This window comes from Acinetobacter sp. NBRC 110496 (assembly GCF_000876115.1).
In the GTDB taxonomy this organism is placed as follows: domain Bacteria; phylum Pseudomonadota; class Gammaproteobacteria; order Pseudomonadales; family Moraxellaceae; genus Acinetobacter.
The window spans coordinates 23239-46553 of the sequence record NZ_BBTF01000011.1 but is presented as its reverse complement, the minus strand read 5'-3'; the positions used below and the strand labels follow the sequence as shown (position 1 = coordinate 46553).

Here is a 23315-nt window from a genome sequence, read left to right as displayed (position 1 = left end):
TGTAACTCATTTTTTAATCGTTTATCTCTTCGATTTTTTCAAGCCGTTCAACTTTTTCAAACAGGGCAATCGATTCCACATGTTCAGTATGCGTGAACATATCCATTACCGCAGCTTTCTTTAATTGATAGCCATATTGTGCCAGTACACCTGCATCCCTTGCCAGTGTTGATGGGTTACATGAAACATAAACGATTCTTTTCGCTCCAAAATTAGGTACATATTGCATGACTTCAAACGCACCTGATCGTGGAGGATCAATTAATAATGCATCAAATCCCTGTTTCGCCCAAGAATGATGCGAAAAGTCTTTTGTTAAATCTTGTGAAAAGAATATCGCCTGAGACAAATGATTTGCTTGTGCATTTTCAGTTGCCCTTTTGACCATCTCGTCACTCGCCTCAACGCCGACCACTTGACCTGTCTCACCCACACAACGTGCAATCGGGAGAGAAAAATTACCTAACCCACAGAAGAGGTCCAGTACTTTTTCCCCTTTCTGTAACTGAAGCAATTCACATGCCAAGTGAATCATCTGTGCATTTACCCCACTGTTCACTTGAGTAAAATCTAAGGGTGAAAACGCGAATTTGACGGCAAAATCATCCAAACTGTAATGCAAACGCATTGCGGCTTGTGAATCATCCACACGATGTAAGCTATCTCCCCCTTTAGGCTGCAAATACAACTGCCATCCTTTGAGTAACGAAAATTGACGTAATTGGTTGACATCCGACACATTTAATTCATCCAAATGACGAATTAATAAGGCCACCTCACTGTCTCCCATTGCCAATTCTATATGACCAATATGGGCTTTGCCTGTAAGACTTTCGAGTAGTTTTTTTAGTTCTGGTAAACTTTCCGATAAGGTTTGATCAAGCACTTTACACTGCTGAATCGGGGTTAAATGATTACTGTGATGCTCACGAAAGCCCATCACCAAACGGTTTTGCTTGGCAATATAACGCACCCCGATGCGGGCACGACGACGATAATCAGCTTTGACTGAACGAATGGGATCGAGCCATTGTTCAGGCTGCAATCCAGCAAAATGTTCTAGATGGGATTTTAATACATTCTGTTTTAACAAAATTTGCTCATCAGGATGAATGTGCTGCAAGCTACAGCCGCCACACACGCCGAAATGCGGACAAATGGGATCCACTCGGCCCCCGGCTGCATCACTCTCCAGCTTGATCATATCCGCTTCTTCTAAGCGTGAAGTCTGATTGGTAATCTTGGCCTGCACCGTTTCGCCGACAAGGGCATAACGGATAAAAACTTTCTTGCCGTGCTTTTCTTTAGGATGATCTGGATGCGTTCCATAATGCGCAATGCCACGCCCCTCATGAGAAAAAGCCTCGACTTGAAAGGTATAGCTTGGATATTGTGCTGGACGTTGTTTCGCTTTATGTTTCAAAAGATGAACCTAATTGTTTGGCGCAAAAGTATCTGCGGTGAATACAGTATATTGCGATGTTTGCTGCCATACCTGTAAAAAATCTGTTTGTTGCGTTTGCGTTTGTAAATAAGCAATGGTGGATTGAACTAAATGCTGATGATCCTGCTGATTTAATTGGCCTTTAAGCAACAGCCAACGAAGATAAACCAACCAGGTATTCAGTACATCACCTTCACAGTAACTGCACAATTCTAACCATTGTTTGTTCCGTACATATTCTGGCACATGATAGCCCGTCTCACCACGTTTTCCGGGAAAACCGAGCAAACAGGCAATATCATCCAATTTCTGGAAGTTACGACCATTAAACATCGCCATCACATCCATCAAGTCAACATGACGATGATGGTAACGGTTCTGATAGTTGTTAAAACGCTTTTGCTGATCAATTTCGCCTTGATCAAACAGACTCGGTGCAGAAAGCCCATGATACATGGCACGAAACAGAATCACAGGCAAATCAAATTGCGAGCCATTCCAACTGACTAAGGTGGGCTGCTTCTTGTCAAAAATCGATAAGAATTTTGCCAGCATTTCAGCTTCGCTATTTTGTTCCTGACTAAATGAAAACAGACGGTAGCCTTTTTCATCAATCCATAAACCGGAAATACAGACGATTTCATGCAAAGGTAACCGCTGAAAGTCCATCCCCGACTCTTGGCGACGAATTTTAGTGAGCGCCTGCTCCACATCAGCTTCAGGCAAGTCAAGATGATACAGATGTGCGCCTGCCTTTAAATCGGTCAGGGTCTCAATATCAAAAACTAAAATCGGAAAACGTAAATTCATCTTAAAATCTCTTCAAATCCCTCCCAACCTTCCTTTTATAAAGGGAGGAGTTCCCCCTTCTTTTTTAAAGAGGGGGTTAGGGGGAGATTCTAATCTTGTACTGAGAATAATCCCGTTGATAAATAACGATCACCACGGTCACAGATAATGCAGACAATCACCGCATCTGGTTGTTCTTCTGCGATTTTAATTGATGCCCACACTGCGCCACCAGAAGATGTTCCTGCACTGATGCCCTCAGTACGCGCCAGCTTACGCATGGTCTTTTCCGCTTCAATCTGAGGAATATCAATGATGCGGTCGACACGGCTACGGTCAAAAATGGTCGGCAAATATTCTTCTGGCCAGCGACGAATCCCTGCAATGCTGGAACCATCCGAAGGCTGTAAGCCCACAATTTGAATATCAGGATTTTGTTGCTTGAGATATTTGGAAACGCCCATGATGGTTCCAGTGGTCCCCATTGAGCTGACAAAGTGAGTAATTTTCCCACCTGTTTGCTTCCAGATTTCTGGACCTGTGGTCAGGTAATGTGCCTCGACATTATCCGGGTTACCGAACTGGTTCAGCACAAAGCCTTTGCCTTCAGCCTGCATTTGTAAAGCAAGGTCGCGTGCACCTTCCATGCCTTGCTGCTGCGTAACTTCAATCAACTCAGCCCCATAAGCCAACATCGCATCTTTACGCTCTTGGCTCATATTGTTCGGCATGATCAACTTCATTTTATAGCCGCGCATGGCTGCAACCATGGCCAACGCGATCCCGGTATTACCACTGGTCGCTTCGATCAAGGTATCCCCTGGTTGAATCTGGCCCCGTTTTTCCGCCTGAATAATCATGTTATAGGCTGGACGATCTTTCACCGATCCTGCGGGGTTATTACCTTCTAATTTTGCTAATACCGTGGCTTGGGTATGACACGCTAAACGCTGCAAACGCACCAAAGGGGTTTTACCGACATAATCATCCAGTAAAAATTCATCTGCTAAAAAATCAGTTTGCGTATTCGTCATGATCGACACCGATATTAAGGTGGCGACTATTGTATGAAAAAAACGGCAATACTGCACCATTTCACTCTGCTTTTTATTGCCAAGCAGATGTCCTTGATTTTCACAAAGCGTGCTAAGATGTTGCGCAGAATGATAAATCTGACCGCACTATGTCAAATTTCAATAAGACCATATCGAAACGTTTACGCCTCAATCATGCTTATGGGCAGTTGATTGCACTGATTCTTGTGCCAATTGCAATTTTGACCAGTGTAGGGATTCTTTGGGTTTTAGCAGAAACAACCAATTCAGCCAAACAACAACGCTCAGATGCTGCTGCGATTTTGGCACGTTATCACCAAACAGCAAATGATTTATTACGCTTGGTACAAGAACAACCAGATCAATATGATCGCGCTCAAAACATTATGCAAAAAATGTTTGATGAGAAGAACTTACAGCGTGCAGTCTTGATTGACAACAAAGGCCAAACCTATCTCAGTGTCGGGTATCAAAACAACCGGTTTTGGCCCAGTTTTCCAGAAAATCGTAATTTTTTCGGCCCAATTCCGCATAATCACAACAGTATTTATGGTTCAAAATTAGACAGCAGCAATTCAGATTCAGTCTGGTTGATGATTGAACTCGATAACCAACCACTCGAATTAGCACGCTACAAAATTCTGTTATCTCTGGTCGTGACCGGACTGATGACCTTACTGATTTTATTGTTCTGTTTAAACGTTTTCTCACGTCGCTGGCTCGCACCGCTCTATGAAATCCGCATGCAGATGCAACGTCTCAATGCCGACACCCTAGATCAGCATATTGTGGTGAACAGTACCGGTGAACTGCGTTTACTGCAGCGTGATATTGCCAATGTGGTGAAACGTCTGCATTTCAGTTTTTTAGAATTAAAAGAACATACCGAACAAACCGAAGAAGATTTACGCCGAACCCTGGATACCTTAGAAGTTCAGAACATTACCTATCGTCAGGCGCGTGACCAAGCAATTTCATCAAACCAGTCTAAATCGGTGTTCTTGGCCAACATCAGTCATGAACTCAGAACACCGCTAAACAGTATTGATGGCTTTATTCACTTATTACTACGTCAGCAAAACCTCAGCAATGAGCAGAACCTTTACCTGCAAACCATTCGCAAATCTTCTGCTCACTTATTGGCGCTAATCAATGACGTGTTGGATTTCTCGAAAATTGATGCCGGTAAACTCGAACTCGAAACGGCTCCTTTTGACCTTGAGGAAGCCATTTTTGATGTGATGGATATGCTCTCGCCTTTGGCGGCACAAAAGCATATCAATATGGCGTTTTACTATGCAGAGAATATTCCAAAACATGTGGTCGGTGATGCGCTACGCTTTAAGCAAATCCTGACCAATCTGATTTCCAATGCGATCAAGTTCACCCCTGATGGTGAAATCATCGTGCGGGTACGTATGGAAGATGATGAGATCGGGCAATGTTTACTGCATTTTAGTGTTCAAGACAGCGGCATTGGTCTGAGTGGCACTGATCGTAAAAAGCTGTTTGAATCCTTCTCTCAGGGCGATGCATCGGTGACACGTCAATTTGGCGGTACAGGACTGGGCCTCGCCATTTCCAAACAGTTGGTGCATTTGATGCATGGTCAGATTGGCTTTGAAGACAACCAAGAGCGTGCGCCAACCGAAAAAGGCTCGACCTTCTGGTTCACCGCTTCATTTAAAGTTGAAGAGCAGGATGAATTTGTTGAACATCCTCGTTTCGATCATTTACAAGTAGTGTCTTATCTCGCCCATCCTGCAACGGCTAGCGTACTGCGTTCATATTTAGAGAACTACCATGTCTCTCATATTGAAACACAATCGATTCTGGACTTATTCAGCCGTTTGAATCATCTCAATCAACAAGAAAATACTTGGCTGATTGTCGATCATAGTGGTGATACAGAGGCCTTACTCAAAGAAATTCGTCAACGCTATCATGGCAACTTAGCGGTTTATGGCTATCAGATGAGTCTGGAGCCAAACATGCTGAATGAATATCGTGCACGGCCATTATATCAACCGCTGAGTCGTCGTGAATTGGTACAGTTACTGGGTAATCAACCCATTTTTGAACAAGAATCCGAAGACTTTAACGGTCAAGGCTTGCATGTCTTGGCGGTGGATGATCACTTGCCGAACCTGATTGTGCTTGAAGCCTTGCTCGGTGAGCTCAATGTTACTACCACTAAAGCGTTGAGTGGGCAAAAGGCCATCGATATCATTCAGGAACGCATCGAACAAAAATCACCGCCATTTGATCTCGTGTTCATGGACATTCAAATGCCAGTCATGTCCGGGATTGATACCACACGTGCGATTCGCTCTCTCGAGTCAACCTTGGACAACGGTATGCAATTGCCGATCATTGCACTCACCGCCCATGCGCTGGCCGATGAAAAGCAAAAGCTACTCAAAGTTGGCATGAATGATTATGTGACCAAGCCGATTCAGATGGAGCAGATTATTCAAATCCTGACCCATTGGACCAAAAACAATTTCAGTACTCAGCCTGCGACGACTGAGCCGAAGCGCCCAACCGAATCCATTGATCCACAAATCTTAAACTGGCAGCAAAGCGTGCAGCTTGCAGCCAATAAAGAAGATTTGGCGCAAGATTTATTGAATATGCTGGTGGATAGCTTTGATACCGAGCTGGCAGAAATGCAACAATTGATTGAAATGGAAGATTTTCCACAACTGGAACACGTCCTGCATCGCCTCTATGGGGCAACCCGTTATGTCGGCACACCCAACTTGCAGCAAGTCTCTGGTGAGTTTGAACAATTTGTCTCAACCCTGCGTAAAGAACGGCGCAAGGCTGATGATGTGTTTATTCGTGAGACCAATCATCGTTTCAATGAGCTCAGCACAGCCATTGAACAGGTTCGACAGGCGGCTAATTTAATCTTGCATAGCTACGATAATTAACGTGACTGCCCTGTCATGTTTCGACACAGGGACTCATGTTATGCTGCCAAATCAAACACAATAAGAGTTAGGCAGATGACACTTTTACGCGTTGAAAAGAACAATGGAATCGCAACCGTTTCCTTAAACCGTCCAGATAAACGTAATGCAATGAGCTTTGCCTTACTCAAAGAACTGGTGGCAACTGCAAAAAAAATTGAAAAAGATCGTTCCATCCGTTGTGTCATTCTCACAGGTGAAGCACAAGTCTTTAGTGCAGGCATCGATTTATCAGACTTAAACAATCCTAAAAATACCGCTTTTGCAGCATGGGAACTGATAAAGCCTGGACAAAGTCTATTCCAGAAGGCTTTCCTGATCTGGCAAAACCTTCCAATCCCTGTGATTGCAGCAATCGAAGGCTATTGCTTCGGTGCAGGCATGCAACTGGCGCTTGCAGCCGATATCCGGATTGCAACACCAACTACCCAAATGTCGATTATGGAAAGCCGCTGGGGGCTTGTACCAGACATGGGACTGACCCGCTCACTTAAAGGGCTGATTGGGGTTGACCTTGCCAAAGAACTGACACTCACTGCACGTATCTTTGATGCTGAATATGCCAAGCAAATTGGTCTAGTCACTCATTTAGACAATGACCCATTAGCAAAAGCGAACAGCATTGCTGAAGAAATTTTACAACGTTCACCAGATGCCATCATGGCAGCCAAACGTGTCTTGGATGCGATGGAACACCAACCAGAAAAAGCATTGCGTTTAGAAAAACTTTGGCAACTCAAGCTACTCTTGGGTAAAAACAGTAGCTTGGCTCGTAAAAAGGACAAAAACCCAGAGATTCAATTCCTGCCGCGCCAATACAAATAATCCTAACGGGAGCACATTCACATGCATGCGAATCAAAAAACACCAATCGCTTTTTTGGGTATGGGGTTAATGGGCACACGTATGGCAAGCCGACTATTGCATGCAGGTTATTCTGTTGCAGTCTGGAATCGCAGTCCACATGCATGTGAACCGCTCCTTCAACAAGGTGCATCATTATTAGCGATCGATCAGATTGCCCTTTATCCCGTTATTTTGACGTGTTTGGCCGACGATCAGGCGATGCAAAGTGTTTTTGCCCAGATTCAACCGTATTTACAAGCACAGCAAGTTATTGTTGATTTCTCTAGTTTATCGGTGCCTGCAACACAACAACTGGCTCAATCTGCTCAACAGCAGCAGGTCACTTGGATTGACTCCCCTGTATCCGGCGGCACTATTGGTGCAGAGCAAGGCACATTGGTTATTTTTGCTGGCGGTGATGCAGAAACCATCGAGCAGCTCACCCCGATTTACAATGTACTGTCGCAGCGTGTGACTCGGATGGGCACATCGGGTACTGGGCAAGCCACCAAAATTTGTAATCAACTGATTGTTGCAGCCAACAGCACCCTGATCGCAGAAGCAGTCGCCCTTGCCGATCAAGCAGGCGTCGACACCGCATTACTCGCACCCGCACTTGCAGGTGGTTTTGCCGACTCAAAGCCCTTTCAAATCCTTGCACCACGTATGGCAACTCAAACTTTTGAGCCTGTACAGTGGAAAGTGCAAACCTTATCAAAAGACTTAAATAATGCCTTACTTTTGGCACAAAGTTTTAACTTAAAGATACCTGTTGCACAAAAAGCTCTATTACAGTTACAAGCCCACCAAGAAAATGGCTTTGCTGATAAGGATTTAGCGACTATTATCAAAATTACAGAACAATAAATAGGATCTATTGATTCAGGGAGTCCTAACATGAGCCATCTTGCAGTCAATTTATCAATGATCTTCACTGAAGTTCCCTTAATCGAGCGTTTCGCCTTAGCACAAGCCCACGGTTTTCAGCATGTAGAAATTCAGTTCCCCTATGAACTCGACGTGATTGATATTCGAACCCAACTTGAACAATATAATCTTTCACTCTGCCTGATCAATGTCCCTGCTGGCGACTTAATGCAAGGGGGTAATGGTTTGGCTGGTGTACCTGGACGAGAAATTGAATTTCACCAAGCACTGGAACAAGCGATTCGCTATGCCACTGCACTGGATGTGCCCCGTGTCAACATTCTGGCAGGTAAACAGCCGTTGGATGCGGATCTGTTGCCTTGCTTGAATACTCTGGCAAGCAACCTAAAGCTCGCCTGCCATCTGTTGACGGAACAAGGTATTGAACCTGTGTTTGAAATGATCAATGGCACTAATATGCCACGCTTCTTGGTTCAAAATATTGCCCAAGCCCAAGAAATGCTGGAAGCCATCAACCACCCAGCCCTGAAAATGCAATATGACTGTTACCATATGGCGATGATGGGTGAAGATGTTTTAGCAGGACTACAGGAAAATATCGAGCAGATTGGACATATTCAATTTGCTGACTGTCCAGACCGCCATGAACCCGATACTGGCAATATTCCCTATAAACAAATCTTTGACTGGTTACAACAAAGTGACTACCGAGGTCTGATTGCTGCGGAATACAGACCAAAAACGCATTCAGATCAATCTTTTGCATGGAAAAAGAAGTATTTTTCTAATGATGTGAATACATAAACTGTTACTGCTAAAATTTGAACTTTTTAGAGAAAAACGGTATATTTGATGATGAGCAATTGTCAGGAAAATATACCCTCTATGAATTTAGAACCATCGCCCAGCGCTTCTAATTCTCACGATCTAAAAATCAAAACAGCGAACAAAGATGTACAAGCATGCCTAAACGTTGTACATGAAGCTCTCACTGATGTAAAAGCCAAAGATATTCTTGAACTTGACGTAAGTACGATCAGCAATGTTGCCGATGCAATTGTGATTGCAAGCGGTACATCAACGCGTCATGTTAAAGCCCTTGCAGATAATGTTGCTGATGAAGCACGTAAAGCAGGTTTCCGCCCAATCGGTGTCGAAGGTGAACGCGATGCTGAGTGGATCTTAATCGACCTCGGTTTTGTTGTGGTACATGTCATGCTACCAACCGCGCGTAAGTTCTATGATTTAGAAAGCTTATGGCGTGCGCCAGAGTCTGTAGCGTAAAGCTCCTCAAAAAAGCGACCGAATAGGTCGCTTTTTTTATAGCGTATTCAAGTCAAAAGAGATTCTATACACAGATACGCTATAAGCCGATTTAGCTCTAGATTTCCGACCATTCCTTGTAAAATAGAATAGCAATGCTAGTATTAAACCCTCTCCTCAATCACCTAGAATAAAATGAAAGATTCAGCGGCATGGATTGAAACACTCAATAAAATTACAGGATTGGCTCAATCAGGTTTGTACTACAGCAAAGATGTGTACGATAAAGAACGCTATCAACAGCTACTTGATCACGTCCGCACCCTGATGGAATTAGAAGAAATTGACACCACTCTCTTTATTCCCAATGTATTGCAAGATATTGGCTATGCAACACCTAAAATTGATGTTCGCGCTGTTGTATTTAAAGACAATAAACTGCTATTAGCTAAAGAAACACAGGATGGCTTATGGTCGATCCCTGGAGGTTGGGCAGATGTTGGCTATTCCGCCGCTGAAAATGTAGAAAAAGAAGTGCTTGAAGAAACTGGATTACAAGTCAGAGCGACCAAGCTGCTCGCACTCACCGATCGTAGAAAGCATCCTCACCCTGCTATGTTCCTGCATGTCTATAAAGCCTTCTTTTGGTGTGAACTGATTGGTGGTGAACTCAAGCCAAGCATCGAAACTTCTGAAGTTGCTTTCTTTGATAAGGATGAATTACCCCCGATTTCAACGGCGCGTGTTACAGAAGCACAAATCCATCAGTTTTTTGAATTACGACATGGACTCCCAGAGAATACTTACTTCGATTAGCCTCTTACTTAACAGATAGATCTCCCTTCCGCACTGCACTCCAAATGCCAGTCATCTCCCACCTTTAAATTTGACATGACAAATTGTCAAAACTACAGCACTATACAGATTGTTGAAATCCACCAAGAAATAGCATAACTGGAGTACAGGACGTGAAAAAAATACTGATTACAGGCGCCAATACAGGCATTGGTTTTGCCACAGCAGAACAGTTGGTTAAACAAGGGCAACATGTCATTCTGGCCTGCCGCAATCCCCAGAAAGCCCAAGCAGCACAAAACAAATTACGTGCACTCGATCAAGGGCAAGTTGACCTCATCTCCCTCGACCTCAACAGCCTTGAATTGACTCGAAAAGCCGCTGATGAAATCGCAGATCGTTATGGCAATCTGGATGTATTGATCAACAATGCAGGCCTATTTGCCAAAACCAAACAGCTGACTGCTGATGGCTTCGAGCAACAGTTTGGTGTCAATTATCTCGGTCATTTTCTATTGACCCAAAAACTGCTTCCCGTTTTAAAGCAATCTCCTCAAGCACGTATTGTGCATTTGGCCTCAATTGCACATTGGGCAGGCTCAATCAAACCCAACAAATTCCGCGCAGAGGGTTTTTATAATCCGCTATTTTATTATGGACAATCTAAGCTCGCGAATTTACTGTTCAGCAATGCTTTGGCGGAGCAACTGGCAGATAGCTCAATTACCAATAATGCGCTACACCCTGGGGGCGTCGCTTCGGATATTTATCGCGAGCTACCTAAACCTGTTTATGCGGCGATGAAATTAGGTCTAGTTCCGACCTCAGTTCCTGCAAATCTCATTACCCAAATGGCGATTGGCGATGAATGGGAAAAACGCAATGGTGAATATGTCAGTGCACATATGCCTGACTGGAAATCTTCACATGCCAAAAATCAGCCATTGGCACGAGACCTCTATCAACAATCTATGCAATTGGTCGAAAAGTTTCTTTAAAAAATCAGCCAAATCAAAAAGCCACCCGAAGGTGGCTTTTACAATCCTGATTAGGTCAAATTAGTGACCACCACCATTGATTGCTTTGGTCATATCTTCCACAACTTTCTTGGCATCACCAAAGATCATCATGGTTTTTTCATTGTAGAACAAGTCATTGTCTAGGCCAGCATAACCTGTTGCCATAGAACGCTTGATCACCATAATGGTACGCGCTTTATGTGCCTCAAGGATCGGCATACCGTAGATCGGTGAGCTTGGATCATCTTTCGCCGCAGGATTCACCACGTCATTCGCACCAATCACCAGTACCACGTCTGTTGCAGGAAAATCGGAGTTGATCTCATCCATTTCCAAGATGTCTTCATATGCAACATCTGCTTCTGCCAACAATACGTTCATGTGACCCGGCATACGACCAGCAACGGGGTGAATCGCAAAGCGAACTTTTACGCCCTGCTCTTTCAAGATTTCACACAATTCTTTCACCGCATTCTGTGCACGACCTTGCGCCATACCATAACCTGGTACGATCACAACGCTATCTGCATTTGACATCAGGAAGCCTGCGTCATCTGCTGAACCAGAACGATGATTACGTTGAACTTGCTCACCTTTATCTGCCGATGCAACTGCCGCACCACCCATTGCACCACCAAACAATACGTTGATGATTGAACGGTTCATCGCCTTACACATGATGTAAGACAGAATCGCACCCGAAGAACCAACCAGTGAACCCGCAACGATCAACATATTGTTTTCAAGTGTGAAACCAATACCTGCTGCTGCCCAACCAGAGAATGAGTTCAAAAGCGATACCACAACTGGCATATCACCACCACCGACTGGTGCAATCCACACCCAGCCAAATGCAAGTGCAAGTGCTGTCATTGCCCAGAACGCAGTCATGTTACCTGTAGTGAAGAATGTGAACCCACATGCAAGCATCGCAATAAAGATGATCGCTTGAACAGGTTTAACCCATGCACCCGAAATTGTTTTTGCCCATTTCTTTGCCGCCAATTTACCGTAAGCAAAGACAGATGCTGTAAAGGTAATCGCACCCACAAAACAACCGACAAATAATTCAAATAAATGCACGCCACTCATATGTGCATGTTGAACACCCGCAGCCGTTAAAGCAGCTTCATTTTGCTCAAATAATGCAGTGAGTTGGTTGTTGTGTAGAATCGCCGCAATTGCAATCAATACCGCAGCCAAACCCACCAGAGAGTGCATCAACGCAACCGTCTCAGGCATTTGTGTCATTGGCACTGTTTTCGCACGTGCGATACCCACAACCGCACCCAATACCATTGCACCACCGATCATCCAAACAACAGGATGTTCAGCAACAAAGAAAGTGGTGACTACAGCAATCGCCATTGCGATCATACCGTAGCGGTTACCCGCAATCGCAGTCTTAGGACCAGACAAGCCACGTAAAGTTAAGATAAAGAGGACAGCACCAATGAGGTAGAACCAATCCGCATAGTCTCGAATGAATTCCATTGCTTAGCCCTCTTTTTTCTTTTGCTTCGGCTTGAACATTTCAAGCATACGAGCAGTTACAGCAAAGCCACCGAAGATGTTGATACTTGCCAAAAATACAGCAATCGCACCAAGGATACTCACCACGTTTACACTTTGGAATGCAACGTTAGCATCTACACCAATCGCAGGCATACCCACTGTTTGGATCATCGCGCCAACCACAATAATGGAAGACAACGCATTGGTTACCGCCATTAATGGTGTATGTAACGCAGGCGTTACTCCCCACACCACGTAATAACCAACAAAGATGGCAAGGACGAAAATTGTAATCGTTTCAACCATGAGAACTCTCCTTAACCGCGCTTGAGCAGTACTTGACCGCCATGAGTCACGAGTAACGCTTTTTGGATTTCATCTTCCTGATTGATCACAAAGGCTTTGTCTTTGTCGAATAATGTCTCAAGGAAGTTAAAAACGTTACGTGCATACAGTGCAGATGCTTCAGTCGCAACTGTGCCTGGAATATTTGGAATACCCAAAATCTTCACACCATTTTCAGTTGTGACTGTTTCGCCTTCTTTAGAACCTTCAACGTTACCACCCGTCTCAACTGCCATATCTAAAATGACAGAACCCGGTTTCATTTTGGCAACGGTTTCAGCTTTAATTAAACGCGGAGCATTACGACCTGGAATCAATGCAGTGGTGATTACGATGTCAGCATTTGATACAGCTTTATCTACAATCGCAGCTTGATCTTTGATGTATTGCTCACCCGGCTGCCAACCATAACCGCTTTTCGCAGCTTCAGCAGCACGTTGTTTTTCTTCATCGGACATTGGCACGTCTAGCCATTTGCCGCCTAGAGATTCAACCTGCTCTTTTGCTGTTGGGCGCAAATCTGTTGCTTCTACAACCGCACCCAAACGTTTCGCAGTCGCAATCGCTTGAAGACCTGCAACACCAACCCCCATAATCACGACACGTGCAGGTTTTACAGTACCCGCAGCCGTCATTAACATTGGGAACATACGTTGATATTCAGCCGCAGCTAACAATACAGACTTATAGCCCGCCAAGTTTGCTTGAGAAGAAAGTACGTCCATGTTTTGTGCGCGGGATAGCGTACGTGGCAGTAATTCCAACGCAAAAGCAGACACTTGCTGAGTTGCAAACTGGTCTAGTTCTGGATTGCGATAAGGGTCAAACATTGCAATGACAGTCGTATTCGCCGCAAGCTTCTGAATTTCGTCACCTTTAGGGGCGCGAACCTTCAAAATAATTTGGCTACCTGTATATGCATCGTCCGTAATGGTTGCGCCAACTTGTTCATAAGCACTGTCAATGTACGCCGCTTTAATACCAGCACCACGTTCAATAACAATACTATGACCTGCGTTAATCAACTTCTTCACTGTCTCTGGTGTTGCCGCTACGCGACTTTCACCTGCAACAGTTTCGGTTGGGATTCCGATCTGCATGAGCGTTCCTCAAGCTAGTTTTTCTTAAGTAAACATCGCCAAGAGCAATGTTTCCCCCAGGAGTATTCTTTGTAGAAATTTGGATTCTAATGGAAGTTTTTTAAATTTCCACCCAATATTTATTTAATAAATACCTATATTTTGAACTGATGATTCACATTTATATTCAGAGCAGGTATGATCCGCAGGTTTGCCTTTTGATCAGGCAAACCTTACTTTTCATTTCCAGTCCGTATAAAAATGCAATTCTTTTTGCAATCGATCTGTTCATTTTTATGCTTTCTGTCTTCCTGTTTCAGAAGATCAAAGCGATATCTATTGCATAATCCGAATTGTCATTCCCCATCGCAGAAACAGCACCACCTAATCCATTTTAATTAGCTTAGATCGTTTCTTTTTGGCTCTGCTGATGTATGGCTTGAATCGGCATCATAATCATGCAGTTGCTGCAAGGGATTGGCTACTCTGCAATTTCTCATGGTCTGTTTGGCTAGTTTTTAGCAATCTGCCGATGATGATCATTTAAATCGCGGCAATAGAACCATATTTCGCTTTATCAGTAAATCTGAATGAGTTGAAGTAAATTGCTCAGAAAAATTTAAAAGAATGAAAAAAACTTGTATTACCATTTTTTCAAGTGATATTTGTATGGTTTTGTCTAGCAAAAGCTGCTTTATTGCACAGTAATGGTGCAAATATTAAGCAACAGATGATATAACTCATTCAGTTCAAAGATAAAAACTATCAAAATATTTCAAAATCGATTTTTTATCACAGCAAATGCACTTTTTTGATTCAACCCCTTGACCTAAAGTTAACTTGAGCTTTGATACTGAGTCATCTCCATCTTCAATGTGATGTTTTAACGATGAAACAGATCAAGACAGTAACATTTAAAATGATCAACCCAAGTGAGCTTTATGATCCACGCAACAATGGCTATAGCCATCTTGTGATTGTGCCGCCCAACATGCGCTGCATTCATATTGCAGGTCAGGGGGGTGAAAATAAAAATGGTGAGCTTTCTGAAGATTTTGACCAACAGGTACAACAAGTCTTCTATAATATTCAGCACGCTTTAGCATCCGCACAGGCACAACTGTCAGATATTGCTGTTTTACGTATTTTGGTGGTTGAGCATAATGCTGAAAAACATCAGCTCCTGATTCAAGTCATACAAGACCTGTGGAAGAACCATGCTTTTCCTGCATGTACCCTCATTCCAGTCTCACGCTTGGCATTGACAGGCATGCAAATTGAAATTGAAGCCACAGCCTATACCGCATAAACCTTGGATAGAGAAAATTATGTCTGCCCCTCAAGATATTAGTCAAAATAAAACCTTACTTTGGTTTATGGCTGCAGCATGTGGTTTATGTGCGGGTGCCAACTATTATAGTCAGCCTTTAATTCACTCAATTCAGCAGTATTTTGCAGTGACCGAAGGTCAAGCAGCTCTTACGGTAACCTTTGCTCAAGTGTCTTATGCGCTTGGCCTGTTGTTTATTGTGCCAATGCGTGATGTAGTCAATAAGACCAAATTCATTCCTTTACTCATGGTATTTTGCGCTGTTGGCTTATTCATCAGTGCCTTTTCTGTCAACTTACCAATGCTTTGGCTCGGTACCATTATGGCAGGACTGTTCTCTGTCGCAGCACAGGTATTAATCCCACTTGCAACCATGACAGTGAAACCTGAAAAAACAGGTGAAGTCATTGGCTTTTTAATGAGTGGTTTACTGGTCGGTATTTTACTCTCCACCAGTTTGGCAGGTTTGTTTTCTAATCTGTTTCATTGGAAGGTCATTTATGTAGTGAGTGGCGTGCTGATGCTGATCTTGGCCTATGCCTTGAAAAGCCGTTTACCTTATGCCATGCGAATGAAAATGAATTACGGACAAGTCTTTGTCTCCATGGCACAACTGCTCAAACAAGAGAAACGTTTGGTGTTACGTGCACTTGCAGGCGGATTTGCTTTTGCCGCAGTCAGTATTTTGTATTCTACTATCGCGCTACTACTGACCTCTGCCCATCATCTTCAAGATCTATTGATCGGGATGGTGCCTCTGGTCGGGATCTTTGGGGCGCTCTCGACCCAATATATTGGTAAATATGCCGATCAAGGCTTAACCAGCCAACTGACGTGGATAGGTTGTGGCTTGTTTATCTTAAGCTGGATCTGCTTCTATTTTGGGCAAACCTTTTTAATCAGTTATATCCTCGGCTTTGCCTTGATTCAGTTAGCTTTAGCCTTGGTGCATACCAGTAATCAGAGTGTAATTTTCCGTTTACGCCCAGATGCGAAATCACGGATCAATGCCATTTATATGACTGCGTATTTTACTGGGGGGGCCTGTGGTTCAGCCTTGGGTATTTTTGCCTGGAATCATGGTGGCTGGAGCATGACTTGCTTAGCTGGTATCAGTCTGGTGGTTGCCTGTATGCTGTTTAGCTTGCTGGATTATCTTTCGACGAAGAAAAAAAACATGGTCACTTTCTAGATCTTCATTCTATTAGTAAAAATTGAAGTGTTAGGGATCAGCATTGGTGAATTGGACACAAAACTCGTATAATGCTGCCCTTTCTTTGCTTGTCCACATCCGAGATCTGTTTATGCAATCACTTGAATCATTACAGCCACGTATTTCCGTCGCGCCGATGATGGATTGGACAATAAATTTAAAATATATATTAAATATCAATAATTTATAAAAATATTAAAATTCCATGGCGTAAAATTGGTGTAAGTTTAATCTTTTGTATCAAAACTTAATCCCTCAACATTCTCACTCCCAAACAATGATTGACGATCTAACGCTCCAGAACCAAATCAGGGATCTGGCTTTAGCGAGTCGGAGCGAACCGACCGATGGTTGGCGTACCGAAGAGCTTGACCCTAAGTTGTGGAACGGTTGGCGTAAAATGATTCAGGGGGACCGGCTAGAAATCGCTGAATACGATCTGACGGCTAAGGTTAGCCAAGGGGACTCTCCTAGTGACAAGCCCGGAGTGGTTGAAGGTCTAAAACAAAGAATAAGGGCTTACAACTTTAGTAAACAAAGGACGTCATCAATAGCAGTGATATAAAAAGTTATCTTTGCCGCCCCGATAAGGCTTTACGGGGCGACTAAGTCTCACCCAACCGACAATTCCGATAGTTTCAGAATAAGCTTTGAGTTTTCTAAGATTGGAATTACTACACCACAGCACGTACTCGAGATACTACAAATAGCTTTTTGGTAGGACCGATACCGAATAAATATCCATAATACATCAGGAGAAACTTTTTTTAATTTTCTGTAACCGGTCATAAATCAGTGGCGGATAATTTGCATGATATTCACCACACTCTGGGCAATGCTCTTGTTTTAGGTACGCTTGATTGTCGAGATCTTGATAAGGAAAAACGCTGAAGAGAAGTTCGTGCTGCATAAGCGTTTTATAAAAACTCTTATGATAAGGTGCAATCTCGCTGTCTTTGATTTTGTCGAAATATAGGTCAACGCTGTTCAAAATGCTCATAATTTCTTTAACCCCGTCGAACCTTAAAATGTCGTCATCTTTGTGAATATCAACATCTAAGCTCTCTAGATCCTCAATGAAACATTTAATCGCTCGCCGGGAATGCAAAAGGATCATTTGCGACTTGCCATCAATCATCTTTTCCTGATCGTAGCTAAAATTTTTAATGTTTCTTTCGACGAACATATAAAGTTCGTGAAGCTGATTCAACTCGTGCCTCAGTTGCTCCTTCGTATATTCCTTTTCGATTTGCTGATGGAGGATGCCATTAGCGTCAATCTGAGCTTTTAACACCAGAAAGAGAAGCACTGAACCCAGAATTTGTAGAAATGGGCTTGAAATACCTCCAAGAACATCTCCTATTTCGCCATAACCTTTCAAATATTGCAGCGGAAGAAGAGGTGCAAACAAAGGGATAAGCAGGCAAGCCGCACCACCAATGACTATGACCCAGAAAGCTATTTTGGTAACAGGAGAGTTATAGATATTCATTTTTACACCTTTTCAGAATTTTCTTTTCTGTACGCGCTAGGAGTTTTGCCAATTTTTTTCTTAAACAACTTTTGAAAGTGTTCATGTGCCGGATACCCAATGGCTTCACTCACTTCGGGAACAGACTTACCGGATTCTTTAAGCAGCTGCTTTGCTTTTTCAAGCCGACAATAGGTTAAATAATCAAGAGGTGTCATGCCTGACAGCTCCTTAAATTTGACGCTGTAGTTCGTACGCGACATCCCCGCAATCCCGGCGAGATCGTCAAGACCCCATTTTTTATCGAGACTATGATGAATAGCTTCCAAGGTTTTGCTGAGTTGCGGATTTTCGATCAGTTTGAAGAATCCAGCATTTTTATTGGATTTGTACATGTGGATTCTTAACGCTTGCACGAAGATAATTTCGGTCAGCTTTCTGACTAACGTGTTGCTTCCAGGAAGCCCTGATTTTGCTTCCTGCTCTATAATACTTAAAAGCATGGCAAGCCAAGGCGAGTGGGAGTTATCAGCACTCTTGATATGCACGACATTTGGCAGCGAATTTAAGAATGGATGATCGGGTCCGCCATTAAAACAAAAATGTCCGCAAACGACGTTGGCTTTGAGCTTGCTCTGATCACCGTATTCCAAAACTTGAGCTTCGGTGAGGTTGGCTTTAGCTCTAAATTCGACCGCAGGCTCGGCCTTGATTTTTGGTGCACTGGCCATGGTGTGCTCCATCCCTTTGAAAAAGATCAAAATATCGCCCTGCTCCGCCAATGCTTTAAGTTTAAGTTTTGGCACCTCATACCAAAACTCGCCATGAGTCACGATGTGAAATCTCGCTAGATTCTCTTCCTGCGGGAGGCTGATGCCCCAGTCTCCCGCAAATGAGGTTCTATACCAGTAGCTGCTAGTAAGCTCTACCTTATCTAAAATTTCACTGAGAACATCCATATATAGCTCCTACGTAAACTGTCTAATAAGTCACATTATACGAACTATTGAGCATGTTATATCTATTTTACATGCTGTAAATTCAGTTCCATTAGTAAATAGATAAAAACCAAGGAGGCTTTATGAAAAATAAATAATGTGATCGTTGCCGGAGGGTGTTTTTGGAGTCTCGAAGACCTCCTTAGGAGTCTGGACGGTGTGACGTCAACGAAGGTGGGCTACTCTGGCGGAGATTTTGATGATCCTACCTACGCCGATATTATAACAGGGAAAACGGGGCACGCCGAAGCGGTTCGCGTGGAATACGACCAAGACGAAATATCTCTCGAAGAGATTCTACATTACTTTTTCAAAATCCATGATCCGACTACGAAGAATCGCCAAGGAAATGATGTTGGCACTTCGTATCGCTCGGCAGCGTTCTATCGTGACGATGCACAGAAAGCGATTATCGAAAACGTGATTGATGAGGTCAATGAGATCGGTCGCTTCGAGAATGAAGTGGTCACGACCGTCACCCTGGAAAAAGAATTCTACGACGCTGAGGCATATCACCAAAACTATTTGCAGAGGAATCCCAGCGGATACTCTTGCCATTTTGAAAGAGACTAAATCATGAACCAAATGAACGAGGAAAAAATGAAAGCACTTAAGAATGTTGTTATTTATACGAAAGACCATTGTCCATTTTGCGCACGCGTGAAGAATTACCTAACTGCTGAAAAGGTCGATTTCAAACAAATTCGCGTAGACGACGATCCGAAGACTTACCTGGAGTTGAAGGAAAGAACAAATCTCCAAACTGTACCGCAAGTTTTTGTGGATGGAGAATTCATTGGTAGTGCTACAGACTTCTTCTCGTGGATTGATAGCTAAAGAGTGAACCCTAAAATAAAGGAGCAAATATATGTTCAATTGGAAAAGCATTTACAACTACCTGGATAACGGCACTCCCGCGCCTCCCAAAAAAGTAGAAAAGAGCGAGGAAGAGTGGAAAGAAATTCTGACGCCAGCGCAATTTCGGGTCATGCGGATGAAAGGCACCGAACGCGCGCACACCGGAGAACTCTGTTCATTTTATGAAGCTGGAAGGTACGCCTGTGTGGGCTGCGACACCGAACTCTTTGACTCGAACCTAAAGTTCGATTCGGGAACGGGATGGCCGAGTTTTTCTGAGCCAGTCGCAGACAACGTAATTCAATATGAACTGGATACGACCTTCGGGCGCAGAATCGAAGTGCTATGCAATGTGTGCGAAGCCCATCTGGGGCACGCTTTTCCAGACGGTCCTGAGCCATCAGGGGTCCGATTCTGTATTAACTCGGAGTCATTGAAGTTTGTAGAATAATTTTTAAATCGAGGGGGTTTATGAAAGTGAACCTTTTGAAAAAAGGAGCCGTTCGTGTTGATTAAGCTGTTCGGTCATAAAGACTGCCATAAAACCAAGATTTACCATTCGTACTTGCAAGAAAAAGGGAGCCAGTTTGTTTTTTTGGATGTTCATGAAGACGACGCGGCTGCTGATGAACTGTGCTCCCTCTATTCGAACGGAAAGCTGAATTTCCCGACAATAGTGGTTGGGACAAAGAAGCTGAGAAACCCCAAGTTCAAGGACCTTGACAGGTGGTTGGAAGCTTCAATGAAATAATGAGTTTTTTAGAATTATTAATAACTTAATAAGCAGTAAGATCAATGATTACAGCAATTTTCCGCAGTTGTGTTACCAAGAAACATGCTGCGGAGTTTTAGCAAAGATACTTCATCAAGCTGGTGTTGGAAAACGTGGTCTTATCGTCGTTTGCACGGCGTGAGGAATGGGAGTGGCTTCAATTTTTGAAAGTTAGGTGAAAAATATGTCGGATCTAAAAATGAATAAAGAAGACGGTGTTGAAAGCTATGAATTTGCAACCCCTGAAGCAATCGAAGAAGCATTGAAAATCGGGAAGCTTAGTCAAACGGTTTTCGGCATGGGTTGCTTTTGGGGACCGGATTCTAATTTTGGAGGGACGCAGGGAGTAGTGCAAACACGTGTTGGCTACGCTGGAGCATCAACTCTGGATCCGAGTTACCGCAACATCAACGGACACGCCGAAGTCGTCAGAGTGATCTACGATAAAGACCAAATCAGCTACAGGGAACTTCTTGGAAGTTTTGAATCATGGTCTGTTCATGGTAGAAAGCAGGGCCAGTATCGCCAGATACTTTTTGTTTTTGATCTGGAGCAAAAACAAGTAGCTGAAGAACTGATTCAAGCGATTGGAAAGGAGAAATCTCCCGAGGTGATTGAGGCCGGAGAACAAAATGGTTATTTTTGGCCCGCCGAAGATTACCATCAAAAGCATCGTCTTCGCAGAAACAAACAGCTTGTAAGTCTTGCAGAAGTAGATTTCGGTCCTCGCTGGGATGAACATCTGTATTTTACTAAATTAAATAGTACCGATAGAAAAGGCTTCAGTCTCTCAAGCTGGCTAAAAAAGTTGTCTCCGGAAATGCAGAAAGCTTACCGAATCGGTTAATCTGAAATTGCAGCTGGCTAAAGAACTCTATTTTCTATATGTAAAGAATGTGACGATCTCCTTCACATGGAGTCCAAGAGAGCATAAAAAATCTGTGTAAGTCGCATTACCCATGTATTTGAAAGGAATAAATAATGCCAATATCAGACCAGCTTATCGACCGAAGCAAGACCTCAGTTTTTATGAGGTCTTGAGATCAGCGCAGCATGAACAGATCTCTTACAGTGTGGCGAACACACTGGTTTGATTGCGGCCTTGGGTTTTAGCTTTGTATAACATCTGATCGGCGACTTCGAGCAACTGCTTTTTGTCGTCAAATAAATCAGCGCTGGCCAAACCTATGCTGACCGTTAATTGTCGTAATAACCACTCATGGTTAGCCACTACCAGCCTTAACTTTTCCAGTGTTTTATTTGCGGACGCTGTGTCTGTGCCTGGCAGGATCAGCACAAACTCTTCACCACCATAACGGGCGAAAAAGTCATAGTTCCTGCTATGGCGCTGAAACAGAGCCGCGACTTGACTCAGTGCCTCATCTCCTGCGGCATGACCATAGCTGTCGTTAAAACTCTTAAAGTGATCAATATCAATCAATGCCAGTACAAAAGATTGTCCTGTTCTTTGCCAGCGAGCAAATTCAGCTTCAAACTTGAGGTCAAAAGCTCTTCTGTTGTTCACCCCTGTCAGCGCATCCGTCATGCTGGTATTATGTAATTGTTCGCCGACTTTTTTCAGCTCCAGTATGGCGATCACTTGTCTGGACAGAGCCTGCAAAGAGCTTATCTGCCGCTGGTTCAGCTGCTTAGGAACATGATCATAGACACAAATAGTACCAATCACTGCACCTTCGGGATCAATCAGCGGCGAGCCAGCATAAAATCGGTAGCCAGGTCCTGAAATCACCATAGCATTGGTACTGAATCTGTGATCTAAAGTAGCGTCAGGGACCACCATTACCGCATCAGGTGTTTCCATTGCATACACGCAAAAGGACTCTTTAATTAATACAGAGGTACGCGAAATACCAACTTTTGCAATTAGATTCAGCTTTGTGTCATCGGTTCGCGTCACCATAGCCACTGGTGCATCACAGATATAACACGCCAGTTCAGTGATATCCCGCAGGTTCTGATCTGCTTCAGCAGGTGCTTTTAGTGTGGTTTCTGCACTAGCTGTTTGAGCTAAACTAAAGGTCATGTACTTCTCCGTTTTTCTACTGCATTTTTCAAAGATCCTGCATAGAAAAATGAATTAAATCGTTGATTTAACTCTAGCATAGATCTGTCAGACTTGAAGTTATCTCTGTAGCAATGGTATTGTTTTGTACAATATTCGCCTGCTTGATTTGAGTTTTAGCTGTATTTATAAACTTTTGGCTTTTCCGGTCGCAGGCTCTATAATTTGCTCGTTTAAATCCAACTCTTCGTCTAACGTCATCTATTTAGTGTGCATGCGGCCTCCGGAGCATTTTCCGTGGCTTATTTTACCGAAGCATCGGGATTGCTAAATAGAGCTGAACGCTGTAATGCGCTTTCGAACTGAGCTTTCCGTAACTTCGGCATTAGTTCATGTACCTTGCTTACTGGATGTTGGTTGACGCGCAGCAGCACGTCCGTCAGATAATCGTAAACGTTAATAGCAGTGTTGACCTTGCTTTGAATGACACCAACATGCTTAGCACCAAGCTCCGTTCAGCAGAATCACAGCCAGTTTTTCAGTTATCCCAAGTGTCACTCTCAGATTAAAGGCCGCCATACCGGATGTAGTGCCAACAAGAAAACTAAAACACAACTTCGCTGATCATCGCTGAGTG

25 protein-coding genes are annotated in these 23315 nt (G+C 43.5%); 15 read left to right on the top strand and 10 right to left on the bottom strand.

Annotation, left to right across the window (positions count from 1 at the left end; all coding sequences use genetic code 11):
• Window positions 1-13: 13 nt before the first annotated feature.
• The 3 genes from rlmD to cysM form a co-directional block, all read right to left on the bottom strand.
• Window positions 14-1423 (bottom strand): 23S rRNA (uracil(1939)-C(5))-methyltransferase RlmD, encoded by a 1410-nt coding sequence (rlmD, locus tag Aba26S_RS07775; RefSeq protein WP_043971177.1) that lies wholly within the window; start codon window positions 1421-1423, stop codon window positions 14-16.
• 9 nt (window positions 1424-1432) lie between these two features.
• Window positions 1433-2254, bottom strand: a complete 822-nt coding sequence (locus Aba26S_RS07770) for a 3'-5' exonuclease (protein ID WP_043971175.1) — start codon at window positions 2252-2254, stop codon at window positions 1433-1435.
• Window positions 2255-2343: 89 nt separating this feature from the next.
• Window positions 2344-3267, bottom strand: a complete 924-nt coding sequence (gene cysM / locus Aba26S_RS07765; RefSeq protein ID WP_043971173.1) for a cysteine synthase CysM — start codon at window positions 3265-3267, stop codon at window positions 2344-2346.
• Window positions 3268-3416: 149 nt separating this feature from the next.
• Here cysM and Aba26S_RS07760 point away from each other — a divergent pair, with 149 nt between their 5' ends.
• The 7 genes from Aba26S_RS07760 (at window position 3417) to Aba26S_RS07730 (ending at window position 11053) form a co-directional block, all read left to right on the top strand.
• Window positions 3417-6224 (top strand): ATP-binding protein, encoded by a 2808-nt coding sequence (locus Aba26S_RS07760; RefSeq protein WP_043971171.1) that lies wholly within the window; start codon window positions 3417-3419, stop codon window positions 6222-6224.
• A 75-nt stretch (window positions 6225-6299) separates the two neighbouring features.
• Window positions 6300-7088, top strand: coding sequence for a crotonase/enoyl-CoA hydratase family protein (locus Aba26S_RS07755; RefSeq protein ID WP_043971169.1), 789 nt, complete (start codon window positions 6300-6302; stop codon window positions 7086-7088).
• A 21-nt stretch (window positions 7089-7109) separates the two neighbouring features.
• A complete protein-coding gene (locus Aba26S_RS07750; protein WP_005239666.1) occupies window positions 7110-7976 on the top strand; it encodes an NAD(P)-dependent oxidoreductase in 867 nt (288 codons plus the stop codon).
• A 30-nt stretch (window positions 7977-8006) separates the two neighbouring features.
• Window positions 8007-8801, top strand: a complete 795-nt coding sequence (locus Aba26S_RS07745; protein ID WP_043971167.1) for a hydroxypyruvate isomerase family protein — start codon at window positions 8007-8009, stop codon at window positions 8799-8801.
• Between the two features lie 81 nt (window positions 8802-8882).
• The gene (rsfS, locus tag Aba26S_RS07740) at window positions 8883-9281 is read left to right on the top strand and encodes a ribosome silencing factor (protein WP_004655709.1); all 399 of its coding nucleotides are present in this window, start codon (window positions 8883-8885) and stop codon (window positions 9279-9281) included.
• 174 nt (window positions 9282-9455) lie between these two features.
• Window positions 9456-10076, top strand: coding sequence for an NUDIX hydrolase N-terminal domain-containing protein (locus Aba26S_RS07735; RefSeq protein ID WP_043971165.1), 621 nt, complete (start codon window positions 9456-9458; stop codon window positions 10074-10076).
• Between the two features lie 152 nt (window positions 10077-10228).
• The gene (locus Aba26S_RS07730) at window positions 10229-11053 is read left to right on the top strand and encodes an SDR family NAD(P)-dependent oxidoreductase (RefSeq protein ID WP_043971164.1); all 825 of its coding nucleotides are present in this window, start codon (window positions 10229-10231) and stop codon (window positions 11051-11053) included.
• 60 nt (window positions 11054-11113) lie between these two features.
• Here Aba26S_RS07730 and Aba26S_RS07725 read toward each other — a convergent pair whose 3' ends face one another.
• The 3 genes from Aba26S_RS07725 to Aba26S_RS07715 are packed head-to-tail and all read right to left on the bottom strand — an operon-like array spanning window position 11114 to window position 14034.
• Complete coding sequence (locus tag Aba26S_RS07725) at window positions 11114-12568, bottom strand: NAD(P)(+) transhydrogenase (Re/Si-specific) subunit beta (RefSeq protein WP_005239674.1); 1455 nt, start codon at window positions 12566-12568, stop codon at window positions 11114-11116.
• A 3-nt stretch (window positions 12569-12571) separates the two neighbouring features.
• Window positions 12572-12895, bottom strand: coding sequence for a proton-translocating transhydrogenase family protein (locus Aba26S_RS07720; RefSeq protein ID WP_004655717.1), 324 nt, complete (start codon window positions 12893-12895; stop codon window positions 12572-12574).
• A gap of 11 nt (window positions 12896-12906) precedes the next feature.
• Window positions 12907-14034 carry a Re/Si-specific NAD(P)(+) transhydrogenase subunit alpha gene (locus tag Aba26S_RS07715; protein ID WP_005239676.1) on the bottom strand — a complete coding sequence of 376 codons (1128 nt, stop codon included), beginning with the start codon at window positions 14032-14034 and terminating at the stop codon, window positions 12907-12909.
• Window positions 14035-14902: 868 nt separating this feature from the next.
• Here Aba26S_RS07715 and Aba26S_RS07710 point away from each other — a divergent pair.
• Complete coding sequence (locus tag Aba26S_RS07710) at window positions 14903-15322, top strand: RidA family protein (RefSeq protein ID WP_043971161.1); 420 nt, start codon at window positions 14903-14905, stop codon at window positions 15320-15322.
• Window positions 15323-15341: 19 nt separating this feature from the next.
• Window positions 15342-16535: an MFS transporter gene (locus Aba26S_RS07705; RefSeq protein ID WP_043971159.1), complete on the top strand. Its 1194-nt coding sequence runs from the start codon at window positions 15342-15344 to the stop codon at window positions 16533-16535.
• Between the two features lie 772 nt (window positions 16536-17307).
• On the opposite strand, the gene Aba26S_RS07700 is transcribed toward Aba26S_RS07705, so the two are convergent.
• Both Aba26S_RS07700 and Aba26S_RS07695 read right to left on the bottom strand, forming a co-directional pair.
• The gene (locus tag Aba26S_RS07700; protein WP_005403709.1) at window positions 17308-18048 is read right to left on the bottom strand and encodes a hypothetical protein; all 741 of its coding nucleotides are present in this window, start codon (window positions 18046-18048) and stop codon (window positions 17308-17310) included.
• 2 nt (window positions 18049-18050) lie between these two features.
• Entirely contained in the window at window positions 18051-18986 is a 936-nt protein-coding gene (locus Aba26S_RS07695) for an AraC family transcriptional regulator (RefSeq protein WP_002123001.1), read from the bottom strand.
• A 138-nt stretch (window positions 18987-19124) separates the two neighbouring features.
• On the opposite strand from Aba26S_RS07695, the gene msrA reads away from it, so the two are divergent.
• The 5 genes from msrA to Aba26S_RS07670 all read left to right on the top strand — a co-directional run bounded on the left by msrA (window position 19125) and on the right by Aba26S_RS07670 (window position 21502).
• A complete protein-coding gene (gene msrA, locus Aba26S_RS07690) occupies window positions 19125-19598 on the top strand; it encodes a peptide-methionine (S)-S-oxide reductase MsrA (protein WP_005403707.1) in 474 nt (157 codons plus the stop codon).
• 3 nt (window positions 19599-19601) lie between these two features.
• Window positions 19602-19862: a glutaredoxin gene (locus Aba26S_RS07685; protein WP_005403706.1), complete on the top strand. Its 261-nt coding sequence runs from the start codon at window positions 19602-19604 to the stop codon at window positions 19860-19862.
• A 31-nt stretch (window positions 19863-19893) separates the two neighbouring features.
• Window positions 19894-20334 carry a peptide-methionine (R)-S-oxide reductase MsrB gene (gene msrB, locus Aba26S_RS07680; protein WP_005403705.1) on the top strand — a complete coding sequence of 147 codons (441 nt, stop codon included), beginning with the start codon at window positions 19894-19896 and terminating at the stop codon, window positions 20332-20334.
• Window positions 20335-20388: 54 nt separating this feature from the next.
• Window positions 20389-20634: a glutaredoxin domain-containing protein gene (locus Aba26S_RS07675; protein WP_011711656.1), complete on the top strand. Its 246-nt coding sequence runs from the start codon at window positions 20389-20391 to the stop codon at window positions 20632-20634.
• 205 nt (window positions 20635-20839) lie between these two features.
• Entirely contained in the window at window positions 20840-21502 is a 663-nt protein-coding gene (locus tag Aba26S_RS07670; RefSeq protein WP_001281573.1) for a peptide-methionine (S)-S-oxide reductase, read from the top strand.
• A gap of 219 nt (window positions 21503-21721) precedes the next feature.
• On the opposite strand, the gene Aba26S_RS07665 is transcribed toward Aba26S_RS07670, so the two are convergent.
• The gene (locus Aba26S_RS07665; protein WP_002119794.1) at window positions 21722-22699 is read right to left on the bottom strand and encodes a sensor domain-containing diguanylate cyclase; all 978 of its coding nucleotides are present in this window, start codon (window positions 22697-22699) and stop codon (window positions 21722-21724) included.
• Between the two features lie 281 nt (window positions 22700-22980).
• Window positions 22981-23112, bottom strand: a complete 132-nt coding sequence (locus Aba26S_RS21635) for a hypothetical protein (RefSeq protein ID WP_370538957.1) — start codon at window positions 23110-23112, stop codon at window positions 22981-22983.
• On the opposite strand from Aba26S_RS21635, the gene Aba26S_RS21630 reads away from it, so the two are divergent.
• Window positions 23071-23247, top strand: a complete 177-nt coding sequence (locus Aba26S_RS21630) for a hypothetical protein (RefSeq protein WP_155770350.1) — start codon at window positions 23071-23073, stop codon at window positions 23245-23247. The genes Aba26S_RS21635 and Aba26S_RS21630 overlap by 42 nt on opposite strands.
• The last annotated feature ends 68 nt before the right edge of the window (window positions 23248-23315 follow it).

Bases quoted from the DNA above. Each gene is read 5' to 3' on its own strand.
- Aba26S_RS07770 (WP_043971175.1), bottom strand. From the start codon at position 2,254: ATGAATTTACGTTTTCCGATTTTAGTTTTTGATATTGAGACCCTGACC.
- cysM (WP_043971173.1), bottom strand. From the start codon at position 3,267: ATGACGAATACGCAAACTGATTTTTTAGCAGATGAATTTTTACTGGAT.
- Aba26S_RS07760 (WP_043971171.1), top strand. From the start codon at position 3,417: ATGTCAAATTTCAATAAGACCATATCGAAACGTTTACGCCTCAATCAT.
- Aba26S_RS07755 (WP_043971169.1), top strand. From the start codon at position 6,300: ATGACACTTTTACGCGTTGAAAAGAACAATGGAATCGCAACCGTTTCC.
- Aba26S_RS07750 (WP_005239666.1), top strand. From the start codon at position 7,110: ATGCATGCGAATCAAAAAACACCAATCGCTTTTTTGGGTATGGGGTTA.
- Aba26S_RS07745 (WP_043971167.1), top strand. From the start codon at position 8,007: ATGAGCCATCTTGCAGTCAATTTATCAATGATCTTCACTGAAGTTCCC.
- rsfS (WP_004655709.1), top strand. From the start codon at position 8,883: ATGAATTTAGAACCATCGCCCAGCGCTTCTAATTCTCACGATCTAAAA.
- Aba26S_RS07735 (WP_043971165.1), top strand. From the start codon at position 9,456: ATGAAAGATTCAGCGGCATGGATTGAAACACTCAATAAAATTACAGGA.
- Aba26S_RS07725 (WP_005239674.1), bottom strand. From the start codon at position 12,568: ATGGAATTCATTCGAGACTATGCGGATTGGTTCTACCTCATTGGTGCT.
- Aba26S_RS07720 (WP_004655717.1), bottom strand. From the start codon at position 12,895: ATGGTTGAAACGATTACAATTTTCGTCCTTGCCATCTTTGTTGGTTAT.
- Aba26S_RS07715 (WP_005239676.1), bottom strand. From the start codon at position 14,034: ATGCAGATCGGAATCCCAACCGAAACTGTTGCAGGTGAAAGTCGCGTA.
- Aba26S_RS07710 (WP_043971161.1), top strand. From the start codon at position 14,903: ATGAAACAGATCAAGACAGTAACATTTAAAATGATCAACCCAAGTGAG.
- Aba26S_RS07705 (WP_043971159.1), top strand. From the start codon at position 15,342: ATGTCTGCCCCTCAAGATATTAGTCAAAATAAAACCTTACTTTGGTTT.
- Aba26S_RS07700 (WP_005403709.1), bottom strand. From the start codon at position 18,048: ATGAATATCTATAACTCTCCTGTTACCAAAATAGCTTTCTGGGTCATA.
- Aba26S_RS07695 (WP_002123001.1), bottom strand. From the start codon at position 18,986: ATGGATGTTCTCAGTGAAATTTTAGATAAGGTAGAGCTTACTAGCAGC.
- Aba26S_RS07685 (WP_005403706.1), top strand. From the start codon at position 19,602: ATGAACCAAATGAACGAGGAAAAAATGAAAGCACTTAAGAATGTTGTT.
- msrB (WP_005403705.1), top strand. From the start codon at position 19,894: ATGTTCAATTGGAAAAGCATTTACAACTACCTGGATAACGGCACTCCC.
- Aba26S_RS07670 (WP_001281573.1), top strand. From the start codon at position 20,840: ATGTCGGATCTAAAAATGAATAAAGAAGACGGTGTTGAAAGCTATGAA.
- Aba26S_RS07665 (WP_002119794.1), bottom strand. From the start codon at position 22,699: ATGACCTTTAGTTTAGCTCAAACAGCTAGTGCAGAAACCACACTAAAA.
- Aba26S_RS21630 (WP_155770350.1), top strand. From the start codon at position 23,071: ATGTACCTTGCTTACTGGATGTTGGTTGACGCGCAGCAGCACGTCCGT.